19 protein-coding genes and 1 pseudogene are annotated in these 20,450 nt (G+C 71.0%); 13 read left to right on the top strand and 7 right to left on the bottom strand.

All coding sequences use genetic code 11. The features are described 5' to 3' along the window. Positions 1–33: 33 nt before the first annotated feature. The 3 genes from HNR40_RS36990 to HNR40_RS36980 form a co-directional block, all read right to left on the bottom strand. Positions 34–1,494, bottom strand: coding sequence for an alpha/beta hydrolase (locus tag HNR40_RS36990; protein WP_184969840.1), 1,461 nt, complete (start codon positions 1,492–1,494; stop codon positions 34–36). 136 nt (positions 1,495–1,630) lie between these two features. Next, the gene (locus HNR40_RS36985) at positions 1,631–2,317 is read right to left on the bottom strand and encodes a response regulator transcription factor (RefSeq protein WP_184969838.1); all 687 of its coding nucleotides are present in this window, start codon (positions 2,315–2,317) and stop codon (positions 1,631–1,633) included. Then, complete coding sequence (locus HNR40_RS36980; RefSeq protein ID WP_312896659.1) at positions 2,314–3,408, bottom strand: sensor histidine kinase; 1,095 nt, start codon at positions 3,406–3,408, stop codon at positions 2,314–2,316. The genes HNR40_RS36985 and HNR40_RS36980 overlap by 4 nt, the downstream gene beginning before the upstream one ends. Positions 3,409–3,495: 87 nt before the next feature. On the opposite strand from HNR40_RS36980, the gene HNR40_RS36975 reads away from it, so the two are divergent. Genes HNR40_RS36975 through HNR40_RS36965 form a run of 3 tightly spaced genes read left to right on the top strand, consistent with a single transcriptional unit; the run spans position 3,496 to position 7,682 of the window. Continuing rightward, the gene (locus HNR40_RS36975; protein ID WP_221341300.1) at positions 3,496–4,965 is read left to right on the top strand and encodes a DUF1349 domain-containing protein; all 1,470 of its coding nucleotides are present in this window, start codon (positions 3,496–3,498) and stop codon (positions 4,963–4,965) included. Beyond that, positions 4,940–5,299, top strand: a complete 360-nt coding sequence (locus HNR40_RS36970) for a hypothetical protein (protein WP_184969836.1) — start codon at positions 4,940–4,942, stop codon at positions 5,297–5,299. Before HNR40_RS36975 ends, HNR40_RS36970 begins: the two co-directional genes overlap by 26 nt. Before the next feature lies 1 nt (position 5,300). After that, on the top strand, positions 5,301–7,682 hold the full coding sequence (locus HNR40_RS36965) for a DUF4132 domain-containing protein (protein ID WP_184969834.1): 2,382 nt from the start codon (positions 5,301–5,303) through the stop codon (positions 7,680–7,682). A 12-nt stretch (positions 7,683–7,694) separates the two neighbouring features. Here the strand turns inward: HNR40_RS36965 and HNR40_RS36960 are convergent, their stop codons facing one another. Further along, positions 7,695–8,369, bottom strand: a complete 675-nt coding sequence (locus tag HNR40_RS36960; RefSeq protein ID WP_184969832.1) for a GbsR/MarR family transcriptional regulator — start codon at positions 8,367–8,369, stop codon at positions 7,695–7,697. Between the two features lie 21 nt (positions 8,370–8,390). Between HNR40_RS36960 and HNR40_RS56715 the strand changes: the two genes are divergently transcribed. After that, a complete protein-coding gene (locus tag HNR40_RS56715; RefSeq protein ID WP_281395684.1) occupies positions 8,391–8,513 on the top strand; it encodes a hypothetical protein in 123 nt (40 codons plus the stop codon). A gap of 52 nt (positions 8,514–8,565) precedes the next feature. Here the strand turns inward: HNR40_RS56715 and HNR40_RS36955 are convergent, their stop codons facing one another. Continuing rightward, positions 8,566–8,970, bottom strand: coding sequence for a hypothetical protein (locus HNR40_RS36955; protein WP_184969830.1), 405 nt, complete (start codon positions 8,968–8,970; stop codon positions 8,566–8,568). A 187-nt stretch (positions 8,971–9,157) separates the two neighbouring features. On the opposite strand from HNR40_RS36955, the gene HNR40_RS36950 reads away from it, so the two are divergent. Both HNR40_RS36950 and HNR40_RS57965 read left to right on the top strand, forming a co-directional pair. Further along, positions 9,158–9,604, top strand: a complete 447-nt coding sequence (locus HNR40_RS36950) for an Rrf2 family transcriptional regulator (protein ID WP_184969828.1) — start codon at positions 9,158–9,160, stop codon at positions 9,602–9,604. 16 nt (positions 9,605–9,620) lie between these two features. Next, positions 9,621–9,857: pseudogene (locus HNR40_RS57965) on the top strand (MFS transporter); the annotation flags it as partial. 108 nt (positions 9,858–9,965) lie between these two features. Here the strand turns inward: HNR40_RS57965 and HNR40_RS36940 are convergent. Then, positions 9,966–12,272, bottom strand: a complete 2,307-nt coding sequence (locus HNR40_RS36940; RefSeq protein ID WP_184969826.1) for a M20/M25/M40 family metallo-hydrolase — start codon at positions 12,270–12,272, stop codon at positions 9,966–9,968. Positions 12,273–12,371: 99 nt separating this feature from the next. Here HNR40_RS36940 and HNR40_RS36935 point away from each other — a divergent pair, with 99 nt between their 5' ends. Both HNR40_RS36935 and HNR40_RS36930 read left to right on the top strand, forming a co-directional pair. Next, positions 12,372–12,941: a helix-turn-helix domain-containing protein gene (locus HNR40_RS36935; RefSeq protein WP_184969824.1), complete on the top strand. Its 570-nt coding sequence runs from the start codon at positions 12,372–12,374 to the stop codon at positions 12,939–12,941. Positions 12,942–13,026: 85 nt separating this feature from the next. Then, on the top strand, positions 13,027–14,847 hold the full coding sequence (locus HNR40_RS36930; RefSeq protein WP_184969822.1) for an ATP-binding protein: 1,821 nt from the start codon (positions 13,027–13,029) through the stop codon (positions 14,845–14,847). On the opposite strand, the gene HNR40_RS36925 is transcribed toward HNR40_RS36930, so the two are convergent. Further along, positions 14,837–15,667 (bottom strand): DUF4344 domain-containing metallopeptidase, encoded by an 831-nt coding sequence (locus HNR40_RS36925; protein ID WP_184969820.1) that lies wholly within the window; start codon positions 15,665–15,667, stop codon positions 14,837–14,839. The two genes, HNR40_RS36930 and HNR40_RS36925, sit on opposite strands and share 11 nt — an antisense overlap. A 139-nt stretch (positions 15,668–15,806) precedes the next feature. Here HNR40_RS36925 and HNR40_RS36920 point away from each other — a divergent pair, with 139 nt between their 5' ends. The 5 genes from HNR40_RS36920 to HNR40_RS36900 all read left to right on the top strand — a co-directional run bounded on the left by HNR40_RS36920 (position 15,807) and on the right by HNR40_RS36900 (position 20,423). Continuing rightward, positions 15,807–16,472 carry a tetratricopeptide repeat protein gene (locus HNR40_RS36920; protein WP_184969818.1) on the top strand — a complete coding sequence of 222 codons (666 nt, stop codon included), beginning with the start codon at positions 15,807–15,809 and terminating at the stop codon, positions 16,470–16,472. Positions 16,473–16,556: 84 nt separating this feature from the next. Continuing rightward, positions 16,557–16,943 (top strand): hypothetical protein, encoded by a 387-nt coding sequence (locus HNR40_RS36915; RefSeq protein WP_184969816.1) that lies wholly within the window; start codon positions 16,557–16,559, stop codon positions 16,941–16,943. A gap of 11 nt (positions 16,944–16,954) precedes the next feature. Then, a complete protein-coding gene (locus HNR40_RS36910) occupies positions 16,955–18,403 on the top strand; it encodes an FAD-binding oxidoreductase (protein ID WP_184969814.1) in 1,449 nt (482 codons plus the stop codon). 118 nt (positions 18,404–18,521) lie between these two features. Beyond that, positions 18,522–19,442, top strand: coding sequence for a hypothetical protein (locus HNR40_RS36905; RefSeq protein ID WP_184969812.1), 921 nt, complete (start codon positions 18,522–18,524; stop codon positions 19,440–19,442). 144 nt (positions 19,443–19,586) lie between these two features. Next, the gene (locus HNR40_RS36900; protein WP_184969810.1) at positions 19,587–20,423 is read left to right on the top strand and encodes a peptidoglycan-binding domain-containing protein; all 837 of its coding nucleotides are present in this window, start codon (positions 19,587–19,589) and stop codon (positions 20,421–20,423) included. Positions 20,424–20,450 lie beyond the last annotated feature (27 nt).

Here is a 20,450-nt window from a genome sequence, read left to right as displayed (position 1 = left end):
AGGAAAAGTCCTGGATTGAGTCAGGAAGCGGCCTTAGCAGCTCTGGTCGTGGCGCGGCAGGTGTCCGCCGGTCAGGAAGCCGGTGACCGCCCGGTCGCCGCAGGCGTTGCCGTTGGCCAGGTAGACGCCGTGGCCGCCGGAGTCGACGCTGACCATGCGGGCGCGCTGCCCGAAGGCCTCGCGCATCTTCAGCGCCCCGCTGTACGGGGTCGAGGGGTCGCGCAGGTTCTGGATCAGCATCACGTTGGCGGGCCCGCGCGAGCCGACCTTCACCGGCCGCTCGGCCGGCTTGTACGGCCAGTACGCGCACGGACCGAGGTTGACCGGCATGCCCGCGGTCAGCGGGAACTCCTCCCGGTTGCGCTTGACCTGCCGCTCGTGCCGGGAGATCGAGTCCGGCCACTCGACGTCGTTGCACATCGTGGCCCCGGCGTGCGCCGCGGTGTTCTGCATGGCCGCCTCCGGCGGGGTGTTCGCCGGGGGCAGTTCGGCGCCGGTGCGCGCGGCCTTCATCAGCCCGGCCAGCACGGGGAAGCCGGCATCGGAGTAGAGCACGTTCAGCATCGTCTCGCGCAGCAGGTTGCCGGTGAGCAGCGGCGGGTTGGCGCCCTTCCAGGTCAGCGGCTCGCGGTCCAGGCGCGCCGCCAGCTCCAGGAAGATACGCCGGACCGCCCCGGCGTCGGCGCCCAGCCCGTAATCGCCGTCGCGGGCGGCGGCCCAGGCGGCGAAGTCGGGGAAGCGGTCCTCCACGCCGACCGCGTAGTTGGCCAGCCACTGCCGCGCCACCTTGCGCGGGTCCGGATCGTCGTTGCTGTCCAGGATCACCCGGTCGGTACGCTCGGGGAACATCGTGGCGTACACGGCCCCGGCGTAGGTGCCGTAGGAGACGCCCCAGTACGACAGCTTCTTCTCCCCCAGCGCCCGGCGGATGGCGTCGATATCCCTGGCCTCGTTGCGGGTGCTGATGTGCCGGATCAGCGGGCCGCCGTTGCGCGCGCACGCCTCGGCGATCCGGCGCGACCAGGCCGCGTTCGCGGCGATGCCGCCGTCGGCGTCCGGGTACGGCTTCAGCCTGGTCAGATCGAGGTCACGAGGCTCAAGCCCGCACGAGACCGGCGAGCTCTGGCCCACGCCGCGCGGGTCGAACCCGACGACGTCGAACCGGTCGAGCACCGCCTGCGGCAGCTTCGCCACCTGGACGCTGGGCCGGTTCAGGCCGGGGCTGCCGGGCCCGCCCGGGATGATCAGCAGCACTCCGCGGCGCGTACCCGGCTGGGCGGTCCTGATCCTGGAGATCGCCAGCGAGATCATCGGCCCGCCGGGGTCGCTGTAGTCCATCGGCACCTTGAGCGTGGCGCATTCCTGACGCGGGTCGACTCCCTTCCCGGCGGGGCAGGCGGCCCACTGCGGGGCGGCGGTCGCGGCCTGGGCGGGAAGCGCCAGGCTCGCTGCCAGGACGGCGGCGGCAGAGGTCAGCGTCACAAGGTTTCTCATGCCTTCGACTCTGCCGACGCGCAGGTCAGCGAGACAGAGACGGGGTCACCAAGGACCCATGACCTCATCATGAAGCCGACAAACCACCATGAACCTTTCGCCGGTCCGCTTGATCGTCCGGGCGCGGGCACGTCGGTCAGAGGCCGGTCGCGCCTGGATCCGGGTCGTCCATGATGCGGTAGCCGACGTTGGGGACGGTGCCGATGACCGGGGGTTCGCCGAGTTTGCGGCGGAGCCTGCCGACGGTGACGGGGACGACGTTGGAGAAGGGGTCGGCGTGCTCGTCCCAGGCCTGTTCGAGGAGGTCCTCGGCGGACAGGACGGCGGGGTGCGCGCGCATGAGCGACTCCAGCACGGCGAACTCCCTGGCCGACAGGTTGAGCGGGCGGCCGTCGCGGGCGGCGGTGTGGCGCAGGGTGTCGAGCTCGATGCCCGCCGCGCGGTAGATCCTGGAGCGGGCGGCGGGCTGGCGGCGGGCCAGGGCGCGGATCCTGAGCACGAGTTCGGGGAAGTGGAACGGCTTGGGCAGGTAGTCGTCGGCCCCGAGGCTGAGGCCGGTGACCCGGTCGCCCGGGGTGCCTGCCGCGGTCAGCATGAGCACCATGGCGGAGTTGCCGCTGTCGGCGATCATCCGGCACAGCGTGTCGCCGTGCAGGCCGGGCAGGTCGCGGTCGAGGACGACGACCTGGTAGGGGTTGAGGTCGAGCTTGGCGGCCGCCTCCCGCCCGTCGTAGGCGATGTCCACGGCCATGCCCTGGTCACGCAGCCCTTCGGCGATGCCGTCGGCCAGCGCCCTTGAGTCTTCGACGACCAGGATTCTCATGCGTCGTCCCCGGCGAAGGGCAGGGTGATGACCAGGCGGAGGCCGCCGGCGGGGCGGGCGTACAGGCTGAGGGCGCCGTTGTGGGCCTCGGCGATCGCCTTGACGATGGACAGTCCGAGGCCGGTACCGGTGCGTTCGGCGTCCGGGCGGCGGAAGGGCTCGGTCAACTGGCCCAGGTCTTCGGGGGTGAGGACGGTTCCGGTGTTCTCGATGACGAGGCGGGCCTGCTCGGTGGTGACGCGGATCCAGCCGCCCGGCGTGTTGTGCCGGACCGCGTTGTCGACGACGTTCCCGATCATGCGGGTGAGCAGGGTTTCGCTGCCGGTGACCCAGACCTGCGGGCCGGGGCGGTGGTCGACGTGGAGCGGAAGAGCCGCGATGGTGTCGGCGTGCCGTTGAAGGGCGGCTGCCGTGAGGGTGCTGAGGGCGACGCGGGAGCGGTCGTCGGACGGGCCTTGCTGGGTGCGGGCGAGGATGAGGAGGCTTTCCAGGAGCGCGTCGACATGGTCGAGTTCGTCGCGGATCCGGTCGCCGAGGCTGACGAGCTGCGGGGGCAGCGGGCCGGGTTTGGCCATGGCCACGTCCAGCCATACCCGCATGGTGGTCATCGGGGTGCGCAGTTCGTGGGAGGCGCTGGCGGCGAAGCGGCGCTCGGACTCGAACGACCGCTCCAGCCTGGCCAGCAACTCGTCGAACGTGTCGGCCAGCTCTTTCAGGTCGTCGTCGGGGCCCTGCAGGCTGAGGCGTTCGTGCAGGTTGGTGGCGGAGATCCGGCGCGCGGTGGTGGTGATCGCACGGATGGGCGCCAGGAAACGGCCCGCCACCAGCCAGCCGAACAGCAGCGAGACCACCGCCATGACGGCCAGGGCCACACCGGCCACGGTGAGCAGCTTGCCGAGGTCGGAGCTGTGGGTGGTGACGGCCCGCGTGCCGGGGACGTGGACGGTGGTCGTCGTCTGGCCCTGCCACAGCCCGACCGTCAGGATCAGCAGGACGGCGCCGGAGGCGACGAACAGTCCCCAGTACGACAACGCCATGCGCATGCGGATGGCGGGCCGTCGTCGCAGGCCGGCCATCGGCGTGCTCTTCACCCTGCCCAGAATGCCGCATTCCACATGACAGCCGCATAACAGGCGGCGTTGGGCCGGTGTCATCACCTTCGGCGTACAAACGGCGCCATGGACAGAACGACGCTGAGCGCGGAGTGGACCAGGTTCAGGACCGGGCGCGGCTGGGTGCTCGGCATGGTGGCCTCGGTGCTGGTCACCGTGTCGCTCGGACTGCTGATCACCGGAAGCGCCCGCACGGGCTGCGTGACCGCCAAGGGCGAAGGCCCCTGCCCCGCGCCACTGCTGGGACCAGACGGTACGGCGGTCGCGGACAAGTACTACTTCGTCCACCAGCCACTCAAGGGAGACGGCAGCATCACCGCCCGCGTATCGGACATGACCGGCCAGATCCGGCTGCCGGACGCCGTGCCGGGGGTGCGCAACGTCAAGGAAGGCGTGGTGGTGCCATGGGCGAAGGCCGGGCTGCTCCTCCGGCCGAGCCTCACGCAGGGCACGCCGTACGCCGCGGTCATGATCACCGGCAGTCACGGCGTGCGGATGCAGCACAACTACACCCACGACGTGGCCGGCGGTCCCGTCGACGGCCCGCGGTGGCTGCGGCTGACCAGGGCGGGCGACACCATCACCGGCCACGAGTCGGCCGACGGCAGGACGTGGACCGAGGTCAGCACGGTCACGCTCGCCGGACTGCCGCAGACGGTCGAGTTCGGGCTCTTCGCCGCCTCACCCAGCGCGTTGACGGACATGACCGCCCGCTTCGCCCAGGCCACCGCCACCTTCGACCAGATCGCCCTGCGGGGCGCGAACGGTTCCTGGCGTCACGACGACGTCGGCCTCGCCCTGAGGCCCGACGGCACACCGCACCACCCGGGGCAGGCCGTCGAGTCGGGCGGCAAGGTCGTCGTGAGCGGGGGCGGCGACATCGGGCCCGCGGTCATGACGGGCGGCCTGCGCGCCGATCTCACCCTGCTGGGCGGGGTCGCCGGGCTGGTCCTGGTGATGGTGGTGGCGGTCACGTTCTTCACCGCGGATCACCGGCGCGGGCCGGGCACTCTGGGGGCCGGGGCCGTGGTGGTGGGCGCGGTGGCGTTCGTGACCGGGCTGGTGACCTCGGGTGTCGTGGTGTCCGGCGGGCTGGCGCTGATGCGGGCCAACCAGAACCCGATCCAGCCGATCACCCCGGCCACCGAGCTCCGGGTGATCGCCGGCTACGCGGCGCTGACCGCCGCCGCCGCGGTGCTGGCGCTTGGCCTCGCCGCGCTGGTCAAGCGGGCCGTCGTCGCCGTCGGGCTGGCCGTCGCGCTGGTGGCGGTGCCGTATCTGCTGGCGAGCGCGGGGCTGGTGCCGTGGCTGCTGATGGTCACTCCGGCGGCCGGGTTCGCGATCACGCAGAGCGTCCCCACGTTCGCGCACCTGGATGTGGACCGGTCGCTGCTCGGCGGGTACCACCCGCTTCCCCCCTGGGCGGGGTTGGCGGTCATCTGTGGATATGCCGCCCTCGTGCTTTGGCTGGCTCACCGATCTTGTCGGTGGGCGGTGGTACCTCTGACACATGCCCACCGTCACCTTTCGCGATGAGACCGCGACCGGCAAGGCGTTAGCCGAGTTCGCGCTGCCCGACCTGCCGGAGATCATCACCGCCCGCGAGCTCGTCCGGCTGCGCGTGCGTGAGGAGGTGGCCCGCCACAACGCGGCCCCTTCCGCCCGGTTCGACGGCCTGGTCCGTCCCGCCGACACTACGCGCCGCGTCGACTGGGAGCGGCAGGCCGACATCGCCGAGCGGGCCTTCGGGCGCAACGGGTTCCTGCTCCTGGTCGGCGACCGGCAGATCGAGGATCTGGCCGAGACGATCGACCTGCGGGTCGATCCGGTGGTGTCGTTCATCAAGCTCGTCACGCTGGTGGGGGGCTGACATGGGCGTCCTGGATCACTTCCCGCCGGCGTACGCGTCCCTGTTCCGCAACGTCGATGAGGCCGTGCGGGCGAATTTGGCCCGTCTCGACGCGGGCGAGCAGCCGCGCGCGGGTGAGCAGGCCGTGTTCGGGATGTGGGCTCAGCTACGGCTCGGCCTCGGGTACGACGGCGGGCACGATTACCCCGCCGACGTATTGCGCACGGCAAAGGAGGTCGCCGAGAGCGAGACGCCCTGGACCGCGCAGGACGTGCACTTACTCTGGGACGTCGCGAACGGGCTGATGACCTGGGGGCACACCAACTACCGGGAGCTCTACCGGATCCCGCTGGCCGCGATCCGCACGCTCGGCTACTCCGAGCGGCGCGACCTCCTGGTGTGGGCCGTCGAGTGGTTCCGGCGCTATCACCGGCCGGTGTGGGAGGTTCTGCACGAGGAGCTCGAGGAGGTGCTCACCGAACCGGCCGAGCACGGGCCGGCCGGAATCGTGCGCAACCTCATCTGGGACTGTGATCCGATCGCCGTCGCGCTGGCCGAGGAGTTCGGCGAGCGCCTGGCCGACCCGGCCGTCCTGCCGCTGCTGCGCCACTGGGCCACCGCCCGGTCGTCCAAGGTCAGCGCGCGATGGCTGACGACCGCGCGTGCTCTCCTGACTCCGCAGGTCGGGGCGCTGGTCAGGGAGATCCTCGCCCTGGTGGCCACCCATCGGGAGGGGCGGGCCGACAACAGCTACGGGGTGACCTTCCTGCACCAGTTCACGTCCGTTCCGGTGCGCGGCATGGTGTGGACCTGCGAGCTGATCGACGAGCCGTGGATCACGCAGGTTCTCGGCGACCTGGCGCTGACCTGCGGCGTCGGCCTCGGCGGCACCGGCGCCAACTGCCGCAGCGAGATGCTGGCCAACGCCGCCGTCAACGTCCTGGCCCGCCGCGGCGGGCTGGACACCGTCCCCGCCCTGGCCAGGCTCCAGACGAAGGTGCGCAAGAAGTCCGTGCTGGCCAACGTCGCGCGCACGCTCGACGCCGTGGCCGAGCAGGCGGGGCTGAGCACCGAGCAACTCCTCGACCGCACCGTCCCGACGTTCGGGCTCGGGCCCGACGGGGTGCGGGAGGACAAGATCGGAGATTTCCTGGTACGGCTGAGCGTCGACGGCCCCGGGCTGCAGTTCTTCAACGCCGCGGGCAAGCCGGTCAAGGCGGCGCCACAGGCCGTCAGGAAGACGCCAGAGCTGGCCGCGCTCAAGGCGAGCCTGAAGGAGCTCAAGCAGGTGCTGCCCGCCGAACGTTTCCGGCTGGAGCGCGCCCTGACCGACGAGCGCAGGTGGCGCTGGGATCAGGTCTGCGAGTTCTTCCTCGACCACCCGGTCACCGGGGCGTACGCACGTTCGCTGATCTGGCAGATCCCGCAGGGAGCCTCGGGGCTTCCGGTGCGGACCGGCGGCGGGTGGGCGCTGACCGATCCGGCCGGGCGGGTCGTCCGGCCTTCGGATGACAGCCCGATCCAGCTCTGGCATCCGATCAGGGAGTCGGCCGACGAGGTGCGGGGCTGGCGCGACCATCTGCTTGACGGCGGGGTGCGGCAGCCGTACAAGCAGGCGTTTCGTGAGGTTTATCTGCTGACGCCGGCGGAGGAGCTGACGGGCACCTACTCCGGCCGGTTCGCCGGGCACGTCCTGCGCTACGGCCAGGCCAAGGCGCTGCTCAACCAGCGCGGCTGGACGGGTCTCGCCATCGGCCACTGGGACTACGAGTGCGGCGGCGACCAAGGGGAGGCGGCCAAGGAGCTGTCCGGGTTCGTGGCGCGGTGGGGCATGTATGTCGTAGGCGATCCGGACGAGGACGGGTGGGACACCGCGTCGTACTGCGCCAGCGAGCAGATCCGGATATTTCATGATGACGTGCCGGTGTCGCTGGCGGAGGTGCCGCCGCTGGTGCTGTCGGAGATCCTGCGCGACGCCGATCTGGCCGTGGGCGTCGCCTCCGTCGGGCTCGACCAGGAGGCGATCGGCGGGCACGAGGAATACTGGCACGACTTCGGCTTCGGAGAGCTGAGCGAGAGCGCCAGGACGCGGCGGGACGCGCTGCTGCGCCTGGTCCCCCGGCTGAAGATCGCCGACCGGCTGGAGGTGGGCGAACGCTTCCTGCGTGTATGCGGTGACCTGCGCACTTACCGAATCCATCTGGGCTCGGGCAACATCCTGATGGAACCCGACGACGCGTACCTGTGCATCGTCCCGGGGCCCGGCCACCACGACGCGTCGGTCTTCCTGCCGTTCGAGGAAGAGGGCGGGATGCTCTCGGTCATCCTGTCCAAGGCGTTCCTGCTCTCCGACGACCGGGCCATCACCGACCCGTCGATCACCCGCCAGCTGACGCTGCGATAGGCGGACGCGCCGTCAGGCCAGGAGGGTGCGCCAGCGGGCGGCCGACTCCATGATGTCCAGGCTGACGTGTTCCAGATACACCGCCGTCTTGGCCAGGCGCCGCCCCACAGGGGTGTCGAGCCCGTAGGTCTCGGCCGCCGCCTTCACGGCCTGGGCCGTCTCCAGTGTCCGCCGCTCGCTGATCATGATCGCGTGATACCAGACGTCGTCGTCGATGACGTAGATGTCGCGGCGCCGCCGAGGGTCGCGCTCGCGGCGGACGAGGCCCTGCTGGACCAGGAAGTTCACGGCCACGGATATCGACGCGGGACTGACCTTCAGCCTGCGGGCCAACTCGGCGGCGGTGCGCCTGCCGTCCTCGGACACCAGCAGGTCGTGGTGCACGTGCGCGGCCGTCCTCGGCATCCCGGCCCTGACCGCCATCTCGATGGTCTCCTGCTCCATCGTGCTGATCGGTGACGTGGCCGCGTGCGGGAGTGCCGGTGTGCCGCGGCGGGCGCGCTGGATCGACGCCTGGTGCGCCTGCTGGGGGCGGTAGTCGTTGTGGCCGCCGTTGCGGGCGATCTCCCGGGTGATCGTCGAGGTCGGCCGGTCGAGCCGCCTGGCGATCTCGCGGTAGGAGAGTCCGTCGGTGAGCCCGGCCGCGATGCGCTGGCGGTCCTGCTGGGTCAGTCGTCGTCCTGGCATGCCGTCAATGTCACCTCAGTCGTGGTCGCCTCAGTCGTGGTCGCCTCAGTCGTGGTCGCCTCAGTCGTGGTCGCCTGCGTCGTCGGCTCAGTCGTCGCCTCAGTCGTCGGCCGGCCGGTGGCGGTCACGGCGGCGGCCGAGTAGACGGCCGCCGCCGGACAGGACCGGCCGGAGCTGCGGGTTCCCTGACATCCGATCAGGCGGCGTCAAGGGCTTCGGTGATCTTGCGGGCCATCTCGACCAGCGTGGGGCTGGGCTCGCTCTTCCCGCTACTGGCGGCCGCGTCGATGGCGACGAGGACGGTGCCGCGGAAGTTGTCGGCCTCGGCCGGGGCCTGCTCCTTCAGCAGGGCCATGGCGGCGGTCAGGGCGGGAAGCACCTGGTCGGCGAGTTCGGCGACGGTCTTGCCGTACTTCACGCCCTTGGGCGCCTTGGCGAGCACGTGGCCGACCGGGCCGGTCGCCGAGGTCAGCGCGAGGGAGCCGTGGGTGCCGACCCTGTGGGCCGAGTCCGCGATGCCGGCGGCGGACATCAGCGAGACGGCGCCCCACGCGGCGAGACGGAGGGTGAACTGGTCCTGGTCGGAGAAGGTGACGCTCATGATGGTGTGCTCCTTGGAGTCGGTGGCCGGTGGGACCCGGCCTGTTCATGTCCCCAACCTTCGCCGACCGCTCTGATACCGGGCCGTCACCGCCCTGACACCCCCGCTGACACGTCTCCGGGGATTGACGATCACCCTTAACTGCAACTACTGTCATTACAGTTCGGACGGACGCGAAGGGGTGGCGGTGGGTCTCAGCAGCAGGAGCGCGGTCGCGATTCACGCGCTCACGATGTTGGCGCGCTGGGGCGAGCGCACGCTGACCTCCGCGGAGATCGCGGACAGCCTGGCCAGCAACCCGGTTCTCGTGCGCCGCATCCTCGGCAGCCTGCGGGACGCCGGGCTGGTGTGGGCCACCGAGGGGCGCGGCGGCGGCTGGTCCCTCGCCCGCCCGGCCCGCGAGATCACGCTGTACGACGCCTACCGCGCCGTCGAGGCGGGGCCGATCCTGTCCCGGCACCCCCACGAGCCCAGCTCCCAGTGCGAGGTGGGGCGCAACATCCAGGCGTTGCTCGAAGTGGAGTTCCAGGACGCGGAGCGGGCCATGGAGGAAAGGCTCGGCCGCACCACCATCGCCCACCTGGTCCAGCGGACGCTGGACATCGAGCGCGAACTCGCGTTGCCCACTCGCTGACCGAGCAGAGGCGGAGCTCGCGTGGGTTGTCACCGGCTTCCTGCTGATGTTCTCGATCGGCATCCCCTTCTACGGCCGCGTCTCCGACCGGGTCAGCCTGCGGCGGCTGTTCGTCTTCGCCCTGCTCATGTACGCCGCCGGCAGCCTGATCTGCGCCCTCGCCCCGGATCTCCTCGTGCTCGTGCTCGGCCGGGTCGTGATGGGAGCCGGCGCGGCCGCGATACCCGTGCTCTCGATCGTCGCCATCACCAGGCTGCTGCCGGAGACGCCTTCCGCATGCGTCCCACGGCCACGACCGCCGCCCCGGCGGGGAGCGGCATCCGCGCGTGACGGATCCGCACGGCGCCGGGTCGTGGTGAGGTCAGACGGTGTACGACCTGGTGACGGAGATCTTGGTGTCGCCCAGGAACAGCCAGTCCGGTGGGGGGATGAAGCCGGGAAGTGCCGACAGCTCACCGGGATTCCGGCTGACGTCGGTGACCAGGAGCCGGATCTTGCCGGCCGGAGCCTTGACCGTCAGCGACGCCTCCACGCCCCCGGGCCCGGCGGCGTCGAAGACGAACCCCACCGGATCGGGTGTCAGGGAACGGCCCTCGACGGTCAGCGAGGTCACGGTCGTGGTGTCCCCGGCCACGCGCAGGCCGACCATGGTCGCTCCGCGCGCGGAGTGGAGCCGGACGCGCAGGGTTCGCAGGCCCTGCCGGGTGGTGTCCTCGAGCACCCGCAGCGTGGGCGCCGGAAGCGGGGCGGTCCGCGCGGGGCTGAGGAGGTCGGCGCCGCCGCCCCACAGCTCCGCCAGGGGGTGGCCGGTCGCGGGGGCGCCGCCGTACCGGCGAGCCCATGGGTCGGGCTTGTTCGAGGTCAGCCAGACGGCCTTGCCGGTGTCCGCGTCGAGGCCGTACGCCAGGCTGGTCCGTCGCGGGTGCCGCTTGTCGATCGGCTCGGCCAGCAGGCCCGTCGCCACCAGGGCGAGTGAGACGACCAGCGCGGTCAGCGGGATCAGCGGGGTACGCCGCCGCGGCCAGAGCGTCTCGATCACCGGTAGCAGGAGGCCGCCGAAGAGGATCGTCAGCGGTATGGGCGCGTAGCCCGCGTACCGCAGGCCCATCGGCAGCGTGTTCCACGCGCTGGGCAGTAGGATCAGGGCGCCCGGCACGAGAGCGGCGGTGAGGACGGGGACGCGCCACCGCGGCGGGCAGCGGAGCGCGGCCAGCCCGCCCAGCGCGGCGCCCAGGGCGGGCCAGGCGGCGAGGTGCGACGCGCCGGGCGCGACGATGCCGAGGCCGAGAGCGATCAGGCCCGCCCAGGTCAGCACGCCCAGCGCCAGTTCGGCGGGGCCGACGCGGCGGCGCAGCAGCGCGTACCAGGTGACCAGGATCGTCACCGCGAGCATCAGCACGGCGAGCCAGAACAGCTCAGGCCGGTACGGCGTCGTGGTGGCGGTGCCGCTGAGTCCGGGTCGGAGAACCTTGAGCAGGTCCCAGAAGAAGGCGCCGACGGCGGCCCCGGCGCCGATCGGGACCAGGGCGAGCGCGGTGGCGAGGAGCGTGCGCCGCCCCGTGACGGCGCCCCGGCGGCGGGCCAGGAAGATCAGCGCCAGTACGGCGAGCAGCGCGACCCCGCCCAGCAGCGAAGCCGCCCAGGTCGGATAGCGGACCAGCAGGCCGGGCGGGACGTTGAAGTAGACCAGGTCGCCCCCGGTGCTCAGCCGCGCCAGGTCGGCGCCGCCGAACGAACGTACGAGCGCCAGCGTGTTGTCGCCCATCTGCTGCAGCGCCGCGAGATCGACGTGCGCGGGGTCGTCGAGAACGCTGTGGTACAGGGTGCCGCCGTTGGCGTAGGCGGAGTCGAGCACGGCCATCCCGCCGGGTTTGAAGGCGGTGAAGTCGGTGTCGTTGTTGAGCAGCTTCATCAGCTCGGCGTACACGGAGTCGGCCACGGGCATGGGCGCCGCCGAGCCGAACGTGGAGATCAGGCCGGAGTTCGACTCCGTGCTCCGGAACATCAGCACCGGCCCCTTGGCGCCGCGCGCCTCGTTGTTGAGCACCACGTTCCGGCCGCGCGCGAGCGGGTGGTCCTTGACGAACGCCTCCGAGCCCAGGAGCCCGGCCTCCTCGGCGTCGGTGATGAGGAACACCACGTCGTTGCGCAGCCGGGTGCCGTCCGCTGTCAGCGCCCTGGCCGTTTCGACGGCGGCCGCCGTACCGGCTCCGTCGTCGTTGGCGCCCGGTCCCTCGGGGACCGAGTCGTAGTGGGCGGTGACCAGGACGCGGCCGGTGGGGGCGGTCCCGGGGATCACGGCGACGATGTTGAAGACGCGCCCGGCGGTGACGGGGTCGCCCTGCTCGTCGATCGGTGAGACGCCCACCGCCTCGTGCACCTCGGGCCGCAGGCCCAGCCGCCTTAACTCGCCCACCAGGTAGTCGCGGACGCGGGCGTGCTCCGCCGTACCGACTGGATGGGGTTTTACGGCGAAGCGCTCGATCTGGGCGAAGGCCCGCTGGGCGCTGAACTCCCGGCCGGGGGCGTCGGCGGGGCTCACCTCGGTCGGGGTGGTGTCCCAGATCGCGCCCACGGCGATCAGGAGGAGCACGCACAGGGCCATGAGTCCGGCAGCGAGTGAGCGCCGGCTTCCCGGCGCGGGCTGGTCCGCGGCTGCTGTTGTCATCCTCGTTCACTCCTGTGTCAGGTTGCCGTGGAGTATTGCAGAAGAAATGCTGCAGCGAAAATTCTGCAATGTGGACGCGAGAGGCTGTAGGCTCTCGGCGTGGCGAACAGACCGCCGATCCGGCAGCTCAGCGACCCAGGTGCGCTCAAGGCGCTCGGCCATCCGCTGCGACAGCGGATCCTGCAGCATCTCGGCATCCACGGCCCCGCCACGTCCACCACGCTCAGCCGGGCGCTCGGCGAGAACACCGGGACGCTCAGCTATCACCTGCGCCAGCTGGAGCACAACGGGTTCATCGAGGAGATCCCCGAGCGGTCGACCGGCAGGGAACGCTGGTGGCGGCAGATCAGCCGCGACCTGCGCTGGCCCTCGGCGAGCGAGCTGGACGAGGAGTCGCGGCAGCTCCTGGACGACATCACCGAGTTCAAGGTCGAGGAGGAGCTGGAACTCGCCCGCCGTTTCTTCCGTGACCATCAGCGGTACGGGGAGTGGGCGAGGGCCTCCCGCGGGCTCACTCACCTGAACGCGGAGGAGCTCGACGAGTTCTTCGAGGCGTACATGGCGCTGCTGTCCAGGTTCGGGCGCGCGCCGGAGGACGCCTCACCCGGGGCGCGGCCGGTCTTCCTGCGCTTCTTCACGATGCCCGCCGCCGAGGACCCACCGTCCTGAGGTCGTCGACACTTCGTCTACGAAACGTCTACCGGCCTCCCCCACCATGGCCTCCGACCAGATCAGAACCGTTGGGGGGTCAGCGATGAGGCCGATGCGTTTCGGCGTGCTCGGAACTGTTGAGGTGTGGCGGGGAGATGATCGCCTCGATGTGGGGACGCCGCGCAACAGGGCGGTTCTCGCCCGGCTGCTGCTGTCGCCCGGGAGGGTCAACCCCGTCGACCAGCTCATAGACGACCTTTGGGAGGGCTGCCCGCCGCCGCAGGCGCTGTCCTCGCTGCGTACGTTCATCTGCCGGCTGCGTCGCGTGGTCGAGCCGCCCGCTCAGGAGCCTGGCCGCCCGTCCGTGCTGATCACCGAGCCGCGCGGCTACGTGCTCCGGGTGGACGAGGCGGCGCTCGACTCGGCCAGGTTCGAGGAGTTGCTACGGCAGGCGAGGGTGGCCGCCGATCCGCGTACCGCGCTCGCCCTGATCGACGAGGCGTCCGAGCTGTGGAGGGGGCCGGCCTACGCCGAGTTCGCGCACACCCTGTGGGCGCGGGGAGAGGTGGCCAGGCTGCAGGAACTCCGGCTCGGGGCCACGGAACACCGGCTCGACACCCTGCTCGCCCTGGGCCGACACGCCGAGGCCGTACCCGAGCTGGAAGCGCACGCGCGCGCCCAGCCCATCCGTGAGGAGGGCTGGCGGCTGCTCGCACTGGGCCTGTATCGCTCGTCCAGGCAGGGTGACGCCCTTGCCGTGCTGAGCGAGGCACGTCGTTATCTGGCCGGGGAGCTGGGCGTCGATCCCGGGCCCGAGCTGCGCAAGCTTGAGGCGGACATCCTCTCGCAGACCTCCGAGCTCGACCTGCCGCCGGCGCCGGTGGCGATCAGGAAGCCGATCGTCCGGCTGCGCTGCCTCGGCCGCGACGACCAGCTCGCGACCGCCGGAGCGGCCATGGCTGCCGCCGAGTCCGGCACCGGCGGCAGCCTGCTCTTCGACGGCGTGCCGGGCGCCGGCAAGACGCAGCTGCTGCGGGGGGTGGAGGCACTGGCCGACATGCGCGGATTCCAGACCGCGTGGGCGCAAGGGCACCCGCTGGAACGCGAGTACGAGTACGGCGTGGCCCGGCAGATCTTCGAGCCGATCCTGTACTGCCTGCCCGCGCAGGAGCGGCGGCACCTGCTCAGCGGGACGCTCGAACCCGCGGCCGACATCGTCTGGCACAACCGGCCGTCGTCGGGTGGTCCCGACGCGCTGCACGCGCTCTACCGGCTGGCCGTACGGCTCGCGGAGCGGGTGCCGCTGCTGATCGCCATCGACGACCTGCAGTGGTGCGACCCCGGCTCGTTGCGCTGGCTGGCCTACCTGGCCAGGCGCGTCGAGCACGTTCCTCTCCTGGTCACCGCGACCAGGGCGACCGGCGTGCCGTCCGGCGACGACCAGCTGCTCGAGTCGCTCTGCGCGCTCTTCGGCCTCGTGCCCCTGGGCGGCCTGCCCGGCGAGGCGGCCGCGGCCCTGGCCGCGGAGTTGCTCGGCGCGGAACCGGAGCCCGCGTTCATCGCCGCGTGCCTGCGGGAGACGGGCGGCAACACGCTTCTGCTCACCGAGCACATGAAGGCGCGGGGTGCGGGCAAGCGGTCCACCTCCATCGAGCGGTGGGTGGCCGGCCAGCTGCGCCACGCCGGTCCCGGGGCCGCCGCGCTGGCCAGGGCGGTCGCGACGCTCGACCACGCGGCCGAGTTCCATGCCGTGGCCGACCTCGCGGGTCTGCCGGACAGCCAGGCGGCCGCCGCCCTGTCGGCACTGGTCGGCATGGGAATCCTCGGCGACGAGTCGCCGCTGCGGTTCAACCAGCCCGTCGTACGGCAGGCCGTCATCGAAGGCGTGCGGGCCGGTGTCCCGCAGTTCGCCCTCAGTCCTTGATGTGCGGCTCCAGCAGCTTCGACCAGGAGTTGGAGAGCTTCTCGTACTCGCCCGGACATCTCGCGGCACGCTCCTCCGGCAACCCGTCCTCGCCGACCCAGTCGGCGTAGCCCTTGGGATCGGAGCCGTAGATCCAGCACATGTAGTTGTACGCCCGCTGCTCGTCCATCGAGTGCTCGTCATAGAACGGCAGCGCGGCCCGGTCCTGGTCGCCGGCCGACGCGAAGTAGTAGTTGATCGTCTGGATGCTCGCGGAGTCGTCGCCGTCGCCCTGGGACATGATGAACGCGGACAACTGGTCGGCCGCGTCGTCCTCCTTGCCGAGAGCGGGCAGGTCGTAGATGTCGATCACGGCGTGGCCGAGCTCGTGGAAGAGCGTGTCGATGAGGTTGGCCTGGCCGTGCTGGTCGTTCTCCTCATCGGTCTCGGCCTTGTCGCGGTACCGGGAGAAGCCGTCGGCCACGAGCTCGTAGCACATCGTGATCTTCTTCTCGTCCGGGCTGTAGTAGGCGTTCACCTGGTCGCACTGCTCACCGGCCAGGGTGACGTCGTGCGGCAGTTTGAGCATCCCGTTGAGGGTGGTGGCGAAGCCTTCGAGCACTTTGCCGGGCTTCAGCCGCTCCAGTCCCTCGATGGCGACTTCGGTGTCCGCCTTGCCGTACTCGGCGATGAACTTTCCCTTTGGTGCGGGTGCGGGGGCGGTCGTTTCGGGGGCGGCGCTCTCCTTGGCCACCGCCGGTACGTCCGTGCTGCCACAGGCGGACAGCATGGTGGCGACGAGCAGGACGCCGGCGCCCATCGTGAGCTGATTCCACTTCATCAAGAGTCTCCAGGTCGAAGTAACCCTTGGATCCTGCAGACCCGATCTTGATGAACGATGGACGGCCGGTCTCCGGGAGCTAGATGGATGACCGGCGGCTCCGTCAATGTGCTGTCAATCGGTGGGGGCAGACTGCTTGATGACTGTTCGGCGAGGTTGCGACCGGCTCATCCTCGGCGCCGTCCTGCACGCGCTGGGCCTGGGGGCGCTTCGGGTGCGCGGCGTCGACGAGGCGATCAGCCTGCTGTCGGCGGCGCTGGCCGTCGCGGAGGCGCAGGACAGCCCCCGGCTGGCGGCCAGCGCGCACGGCCTGCTCGCCATGGCGCTGGGCGACGCCGGTTTCGTCGGCGAGGCCAGGGCGCACGTGACGCGGGGGCTCCGGCTGGCGCACGCGATCGGCGACACCCAGGGCATCGGGGTCAACCACCTGGGCGCCGCGGCGGCGGCGTTCCGTTCCGGCGACATGGAGGAGGCCGTCGACAGCCTGCTCAAGAGCGTTCAGGCCTACCGCGAGGGCGGGCTGCCGCTCAGGGCGGCGTGGGCGTCGCATCGCCTCATGGACGCCTACCGCGCGCTGGGCCGTCCGGAAGAGGCGGTGAAGGTCGGCGAGGAGGCGCTGCCGCTCTACCAGTCGATGAACGACCCCTTGCTCACCGGTAGGATCCTGAACCGCCTCGGCCAGGCGTGGTCCGACCTCGGTGACCCGGAACGAGCCCTGCGCTGCTGGAAGGAGGCCGACGCGATCCTCGGCCCCTACGACATGGCCGAAGGACGCGCCGTCCGCCACCGGCTCGGGATCTCCTGACCGCGGTTCATCGGCTGGTCATCGGCTGTCTATGGCCTCCGTGGAGGCTGTCGTGACCTATTGCGACAGCACGGAGGAAAGAACATGTCCTGGTACAAACTCGCCCTGAGCGTCTCCGCCCTCACCCTCCTCACCCTGGGTACGGCGGCCTGCGGCTCGGGCGGCTCGGGCAGCGAGACCGCCGCCGTGGCCGACACCAAGGGCTGCAAGGAGATGCAGGCCGTCATGGGGTCCACGGTGACCGAGCTCCAGAAGAGGGCCGGGGACCTTGAGGCGATGAAGCAGCTCTACAGCGACAGCGCAGAGAAGATCAAGGGACTCGACGTCGACGCGAAGGCCAAGGACGCCCAGGCCGCGGTCGTCTCCCTCTACGAGGAGCTGTCGCAGATCAGCACGCCGGAAGAGGCGGACGAGCACACCGACCAGGCCACCGCGACCGTGTCGAAGCTGAACTCCGCCTGCGCCGCCTGATCGGGGGAACCATGTTGAGCAGACGAACCATCATCAAGGGCGCGGGCGCCGCGCTCGCCGCGGGGAGCGCGGTGGCGCCTCGCGACCCCGGCGACCGCCTCGCGGCCAGGCTCGGGTCAGCGGTGAAGGGCACCGTGCTGTTCCCCCGCGACCCCGGCTTCGCGGCGGAACACGCCGGATACAACCCGGTCGTCCGGCACGCGCCCAAGGCGGTCGTGGTGCCCGCCGACGCCGGCGACGTCCGCGGCGCCGTCCGCGTGGCCGCCCTTCTCGGGCTGCCCGTCGCCGTGCAGGCCACCGGGCACGGCATCAGCGCCGCCGCCGACGGCGGGATCCTGATCAACACCCGGCTGCTGAGCTCGGTGCGGATAGACCCGGCCAAACGCATCGCCAAGGTCTCCGCCGGAGCCAGGATGCGGACGCTCGTCCAGGCCGCCGCGGCCCACGGCCTGGCGACGATCAACGGCTCCTCGCTCGACGTGGGCGCGGTCGGCTACACGCTGGGCGGCGGTCTCGGCCCCCTCGGCCGCAAGTACGGCTACGCCGCCGACCACGTGCGGGCCATCGACCTGATCACACCGGACGGCCGCCCGCTCCGCCTGTCGCCGAAGAGGCACGCGGACCTGTTCTGGGCGGTCCGAGGGGGCAAGAGCAACTTCGGGGTGGTCACCGAGCTGGAGATCGACCTGGTCAGGCTGGCGACCGTCTACGGCGGCGCGCTCTTCTTCTTCGGAGACGCGGCCCAGCGGGTGGCCCGCGCCTACCCCGCCTGGGCGGCCCGGCTGCCCGAGGAGATGACGACCACGCTGGCGTTCATGCGCCTGCCGAAGTCGCCGTCCGTGCCCCCACCCCTTCAAGAGCGGGTGGCGGTACGGCTGACCGCCGCATACCTCGGCCGGGACCACGAGGCCAGGCGGCTGCTGGCGCCGATGCTGGCCGCCGGGCCGGAGCTCAACACCATGGGCACGCTGCCGTACGAGAAAATTGGGACGATCTCCAATGATCCGCCCGTGGCGCCGCTGCCCGTCTACGAGCGCACCGGGCTGCTCCGAACCCTGGACGCCGCCGTCGTGGAGCGGCTGCTGGCTCTGGCGGGCCCGAGCGTCAAGCTCCCGTTCGGGGTGATCGAGCTCAGGCAGCTCGGCGGCGCCTTCGCCCGTCCGGCCGCGGTGCCCAACGCCGTGGGACACCGGGACGCCGCGGGCCTGCTCTTCATCGCGAACCCGGCGCCCGCCTCGGCGGCCGCATCGGTGCGCAAGCTGCAACAGGGGCTGATGGACGGCCTCAAGCCGCACCTCACCGGCGGCATGGCGGCCAACTTCATGAGCAGCGCCGACCTCGGCCCCGAACAGGTCCGCGCGGCCTACACACCGGCTGATTACAAGCGGCTGACACGGCTCAAGCGGGTCCACGACCCCCTCAACCTGTTCCGCGTCAACCACAACATCAGACCGGCCTGACGGTCGTGGCCCGGCAGGCAGGCGTACGCACCGCGCCCGCCCCCAACCGGGCCATCCGCGACCGGCGGTCATCTCCTGTCAACCAGGTGTCGACGCGCACCATCCACTCTCTGCTGTCATGACTTATCAGCCTCTTCCACCTGAACAGCCCGCCCCCGAACCGGAGCAGGAATCAGCCAAGGGCAACGTGCTCGAGATCTTCGAGAAGATCGGGTCGGTCGCCGTGCCGATCGCCGTGGGCATGTACGCCATGCTGTATCTGGGGCTGGCCCAGGTCTACAAGGTCTTCGGCATCACCCCCGAGCAGGCCGGGCTGGACCAGGCGACGATCTTCGGCCGGCTCATCGGCACCCTGATCGAGCTCTTCCTGGTGGCCCTGCCCGGAGTGGGGCTGCTCGTCGGGCTGGGCTGGCTGCTCAACCTCGCCACCCGCAGATCGGTCGGCCGCCTCCTGCACAAGCTCCGCGAGCAACCGTGGATCGCGGCCACGGCCGGCGCCCTCATCTCGATCGTCGCCTACTGGGCCTACTTCGGCACGCTGTGGGAACTGTCCGGCGGCACCCTCCTGGTGGCCGTCGCACTCGTCGCGATCTTCGGACTGCTGGTGCCGTTCCGCCTGATGCGGCGGCGAAACACCGGCCGGGCCGGCATGAAGGTGCTCACCGGCGCGTTGCTCGGCATCGGGCTGGGCCTGATGCTGGTCGCCCAGATGGTCCAGGGCGCCGTCGACATCGCCGACAACGGCAACGGCAACGCCCTGCTGCAGACCGTCGGCTTCCAGAACCAGTGGGCCACCGTGGGCGACGGCGACGGCAAGCCGCTGCACAAGGACAGCCCGGAGGAGAGGTTCCTGCTCCTGGGCGAGAAGGAGGGCGCGTACGTCCTCTATGACTGCGGCAAGCAGGAGACCTTCCGCCGCTCCGTCGAGGGCACCACGCTCGGCATGATCGAGTTCGATCCCGACTTCTCCGATCCCGAGACCGGCGAGGTCAAGGCTTGCGGCTACGCGCTGGAGGACGCCGAGACCGAAGAGCAGTAATCACGGATCACCTGTCAGACAGGCCGTACGGGCAGGCCGGCCGTACAGGCTGACAACACCGATCTCCTACCGGACACGCCAGCGATCCGGGAGCTTGATTCTCGCCGCACCGAGAATCGCCCCCATCGCTGACCGGGAGTATCGATGAAGTTGTCCTCCGCCGCCGCCGGCCTCACGGCGGCCTTCCTGCTCGCTCCCCTGACCGGAGCGCCCGGGATGCCGGCGGCACACGCCGAGGCTCTTCCGGCGTTGAAGATGGAGGCCGCCGTCAAGGCGGCCCAGATCGACCCGCGGCGGCCTGACAACACGCTGACCCCGGGCGCCAAGGCCAGTGTGCTCCTCGTCGAGCGGGCGCTGCGCGACCGCAGCCTGCTCGACCCGAAGTGGGTGGACGGGTACTTCGGCACCACGACCGTCACCGCCTACGCCAGCTTCCAGAAGTCGCTCGGCCTCAGCGGTCTCGCCGCGAACGGCATGCCGGGCAAGTCGTCGCTCACCAAGCTCGGCGCCGGCCGCTTCAAGGTCACCGACGTCGTCGCACCCGGCCCCCGGGTGTCCACCGGCGGTTTCGTCGTCAACACCCGTACGCGGAACATGCTCGCCGAGGCTGAGCGGCTGCTCGGGCGTGACCTCAAGCTGGATCAGGGTTCGTACAACCCGGGCGGTGACCCCACGTCCGCGGGCACCCACGACGGCGGTGGCGTCGTCGACATCTCGGTGGAGGGGATGAACTCCGCCACCCGTACCTCGGTCGTGCGCGGGTTGCGCCTGGTGGGTTTCGCCGCCTGGGTGCGCAATCCCCAGCAGGATGACTGGCCGTGGCACATCCACGCTGTCGCGATCAGCGACACCGATCTCTCCGGCCAGGCCCAGCACCAGGTCGGTGACTACTACCTCGGCCTGAACGGCCTCGCCGGCCGTGGTCCCGACGACGGGCCGAAGGTGACGATCCGCACCTGGGAGGAGTACCAGCGCCGCTGACTCCGCCGAAACCACGCCACCCCGACA

Origin of the sequence: Nonomuraea endophytica (assembly GCF_014203235.1) — a bacterium.
Taxonomy (GTDB): Bacteria; Actinomycetota; Actinomycetes; order Streptosporangiales; family Streptosporangiaceae; genus Nonomuraea; species Nonomuraea endophytica.
Note: the sequence above shows the minus strand (reverse complement) of the source record. Positions and strands in the feature narration are given on the sequence as shown.

What these genes read in the sequence shown, in the direction of transcription:
- HNR40_RS36990 (WP_184969840.1), bottom strand. Translation starts at nt 1,494, where the DNA reads ATGAGAAACCTTGTGACGCTGACCTCTGCCGCCGCCGTCCTGGCAGCG.
- HNR40_RS36985 (WP_184969838.1), bottom strand. Translation starts at nt 2,317, where the DNA reads ATGAGAATCCTGGTCGTCGAAGACTCAAGGGCGCTGGCCGACGGCATC.
- HNR40_RS36975 (WP_221341300.1), top strand. Translation starts at nt 3,496, where the DNA reads ATGGACAGAACGACGCTGAGCGCGGAGTGGACCAGGTTCAGGACCGGG.
- HNR40_RS36970 (WP_184969836.1), top strand. Translation starts at nt 4,940, where the DNA reads ATGCCCACCGTCACCTTTCGCGATGAGACCGCGACCGGCAAGGCGTTA.
- HNR40_RS36965 (WP_184969834.1), top strand. Translation starts at nt 5,301, where the DNA reads ATGGGCGTCCTGGATCACTTCCCGCCGGCGTACGCGTCCCTGTTCCGC.
- HNR40_RS36960 (WP_184969832.1), bottom strand. Translation starts at nt 8,369, where the DNA reads ATGCCAGGACGACGACTGACCCAGCAGGACCGCCAGCGCATCGCGGCC.
- HNR40_RS36955 (WP_184969830.1), bottom strand. Translation starts at nt 8,970, where the DNA reads ATGAGCGTCACCTTCTCCGACCAGGACCAGTTCACCCTCCGTCTCGCC.
- HNR40_RS36940 (WP_184969826.1), bottom strand. Translation starts at nt 12,272, where the DNA reads ATGACAACAGCAGCCGCGGACCAGCCCGCGCCGGGAAGCCGGCGCTCA.
- HNR40_RS36930 (WP_184969822.1), top strand. Translation starts at nt 13,027, where the DNA reads ATGAGGCCGATGCGTTTCGGCGTGCTCGGAACTGTTGAGGTGTGGCGG.
- HNR40_RS36925 (WP_184969820.1), bottom strand. Translation starts at nt 15,667, where the DNA reads ATGAAGTGGAATCAGCTCACGATGGGCGCCGGCGTCCTGCTCGTCGCC.
- HNR40_RS36920 (WP_184969818.1), top strand. Translation starts at nt 15,807, where the DNA reads ATGACTGTTCGGCGAGGTTGCGACCGGCTCATCCTCGGCGCCGTCCTG.
- HNR40_RS36915 (WP_184969816.1), top strand. Translation starts at nt 16,557, where the DNA reads ATGTCCTGGTACAAACTCGCCCTGAGCGTCTCCGCCCTCACCCTCCTC.
- HNR40_RS36910 (WP_184969814.1), top strand. Translation starts at nt 16,955, where the DNA reads ATGTTGAGCAGACGAACCATCATCAAGGGCGCGGGCGCCGCGCTCGCC.
- HNR40_RS36905 (WP_184969812.1), top strand. Translation starts at nt 18,522, where the DNA reads ATGACTTATCAGCCTCTTCCACCTGAACAGCCCGCCCCCGAACCGGAG.
- HNR40_RS36900 (WP_184969810.1), top strand. Translation starts at nt 19,587, where the DNA reads ATGAAGTTGTCCTCCGCCGCCGCCGGCCTCACGGCGGCCTTCCTGCTC.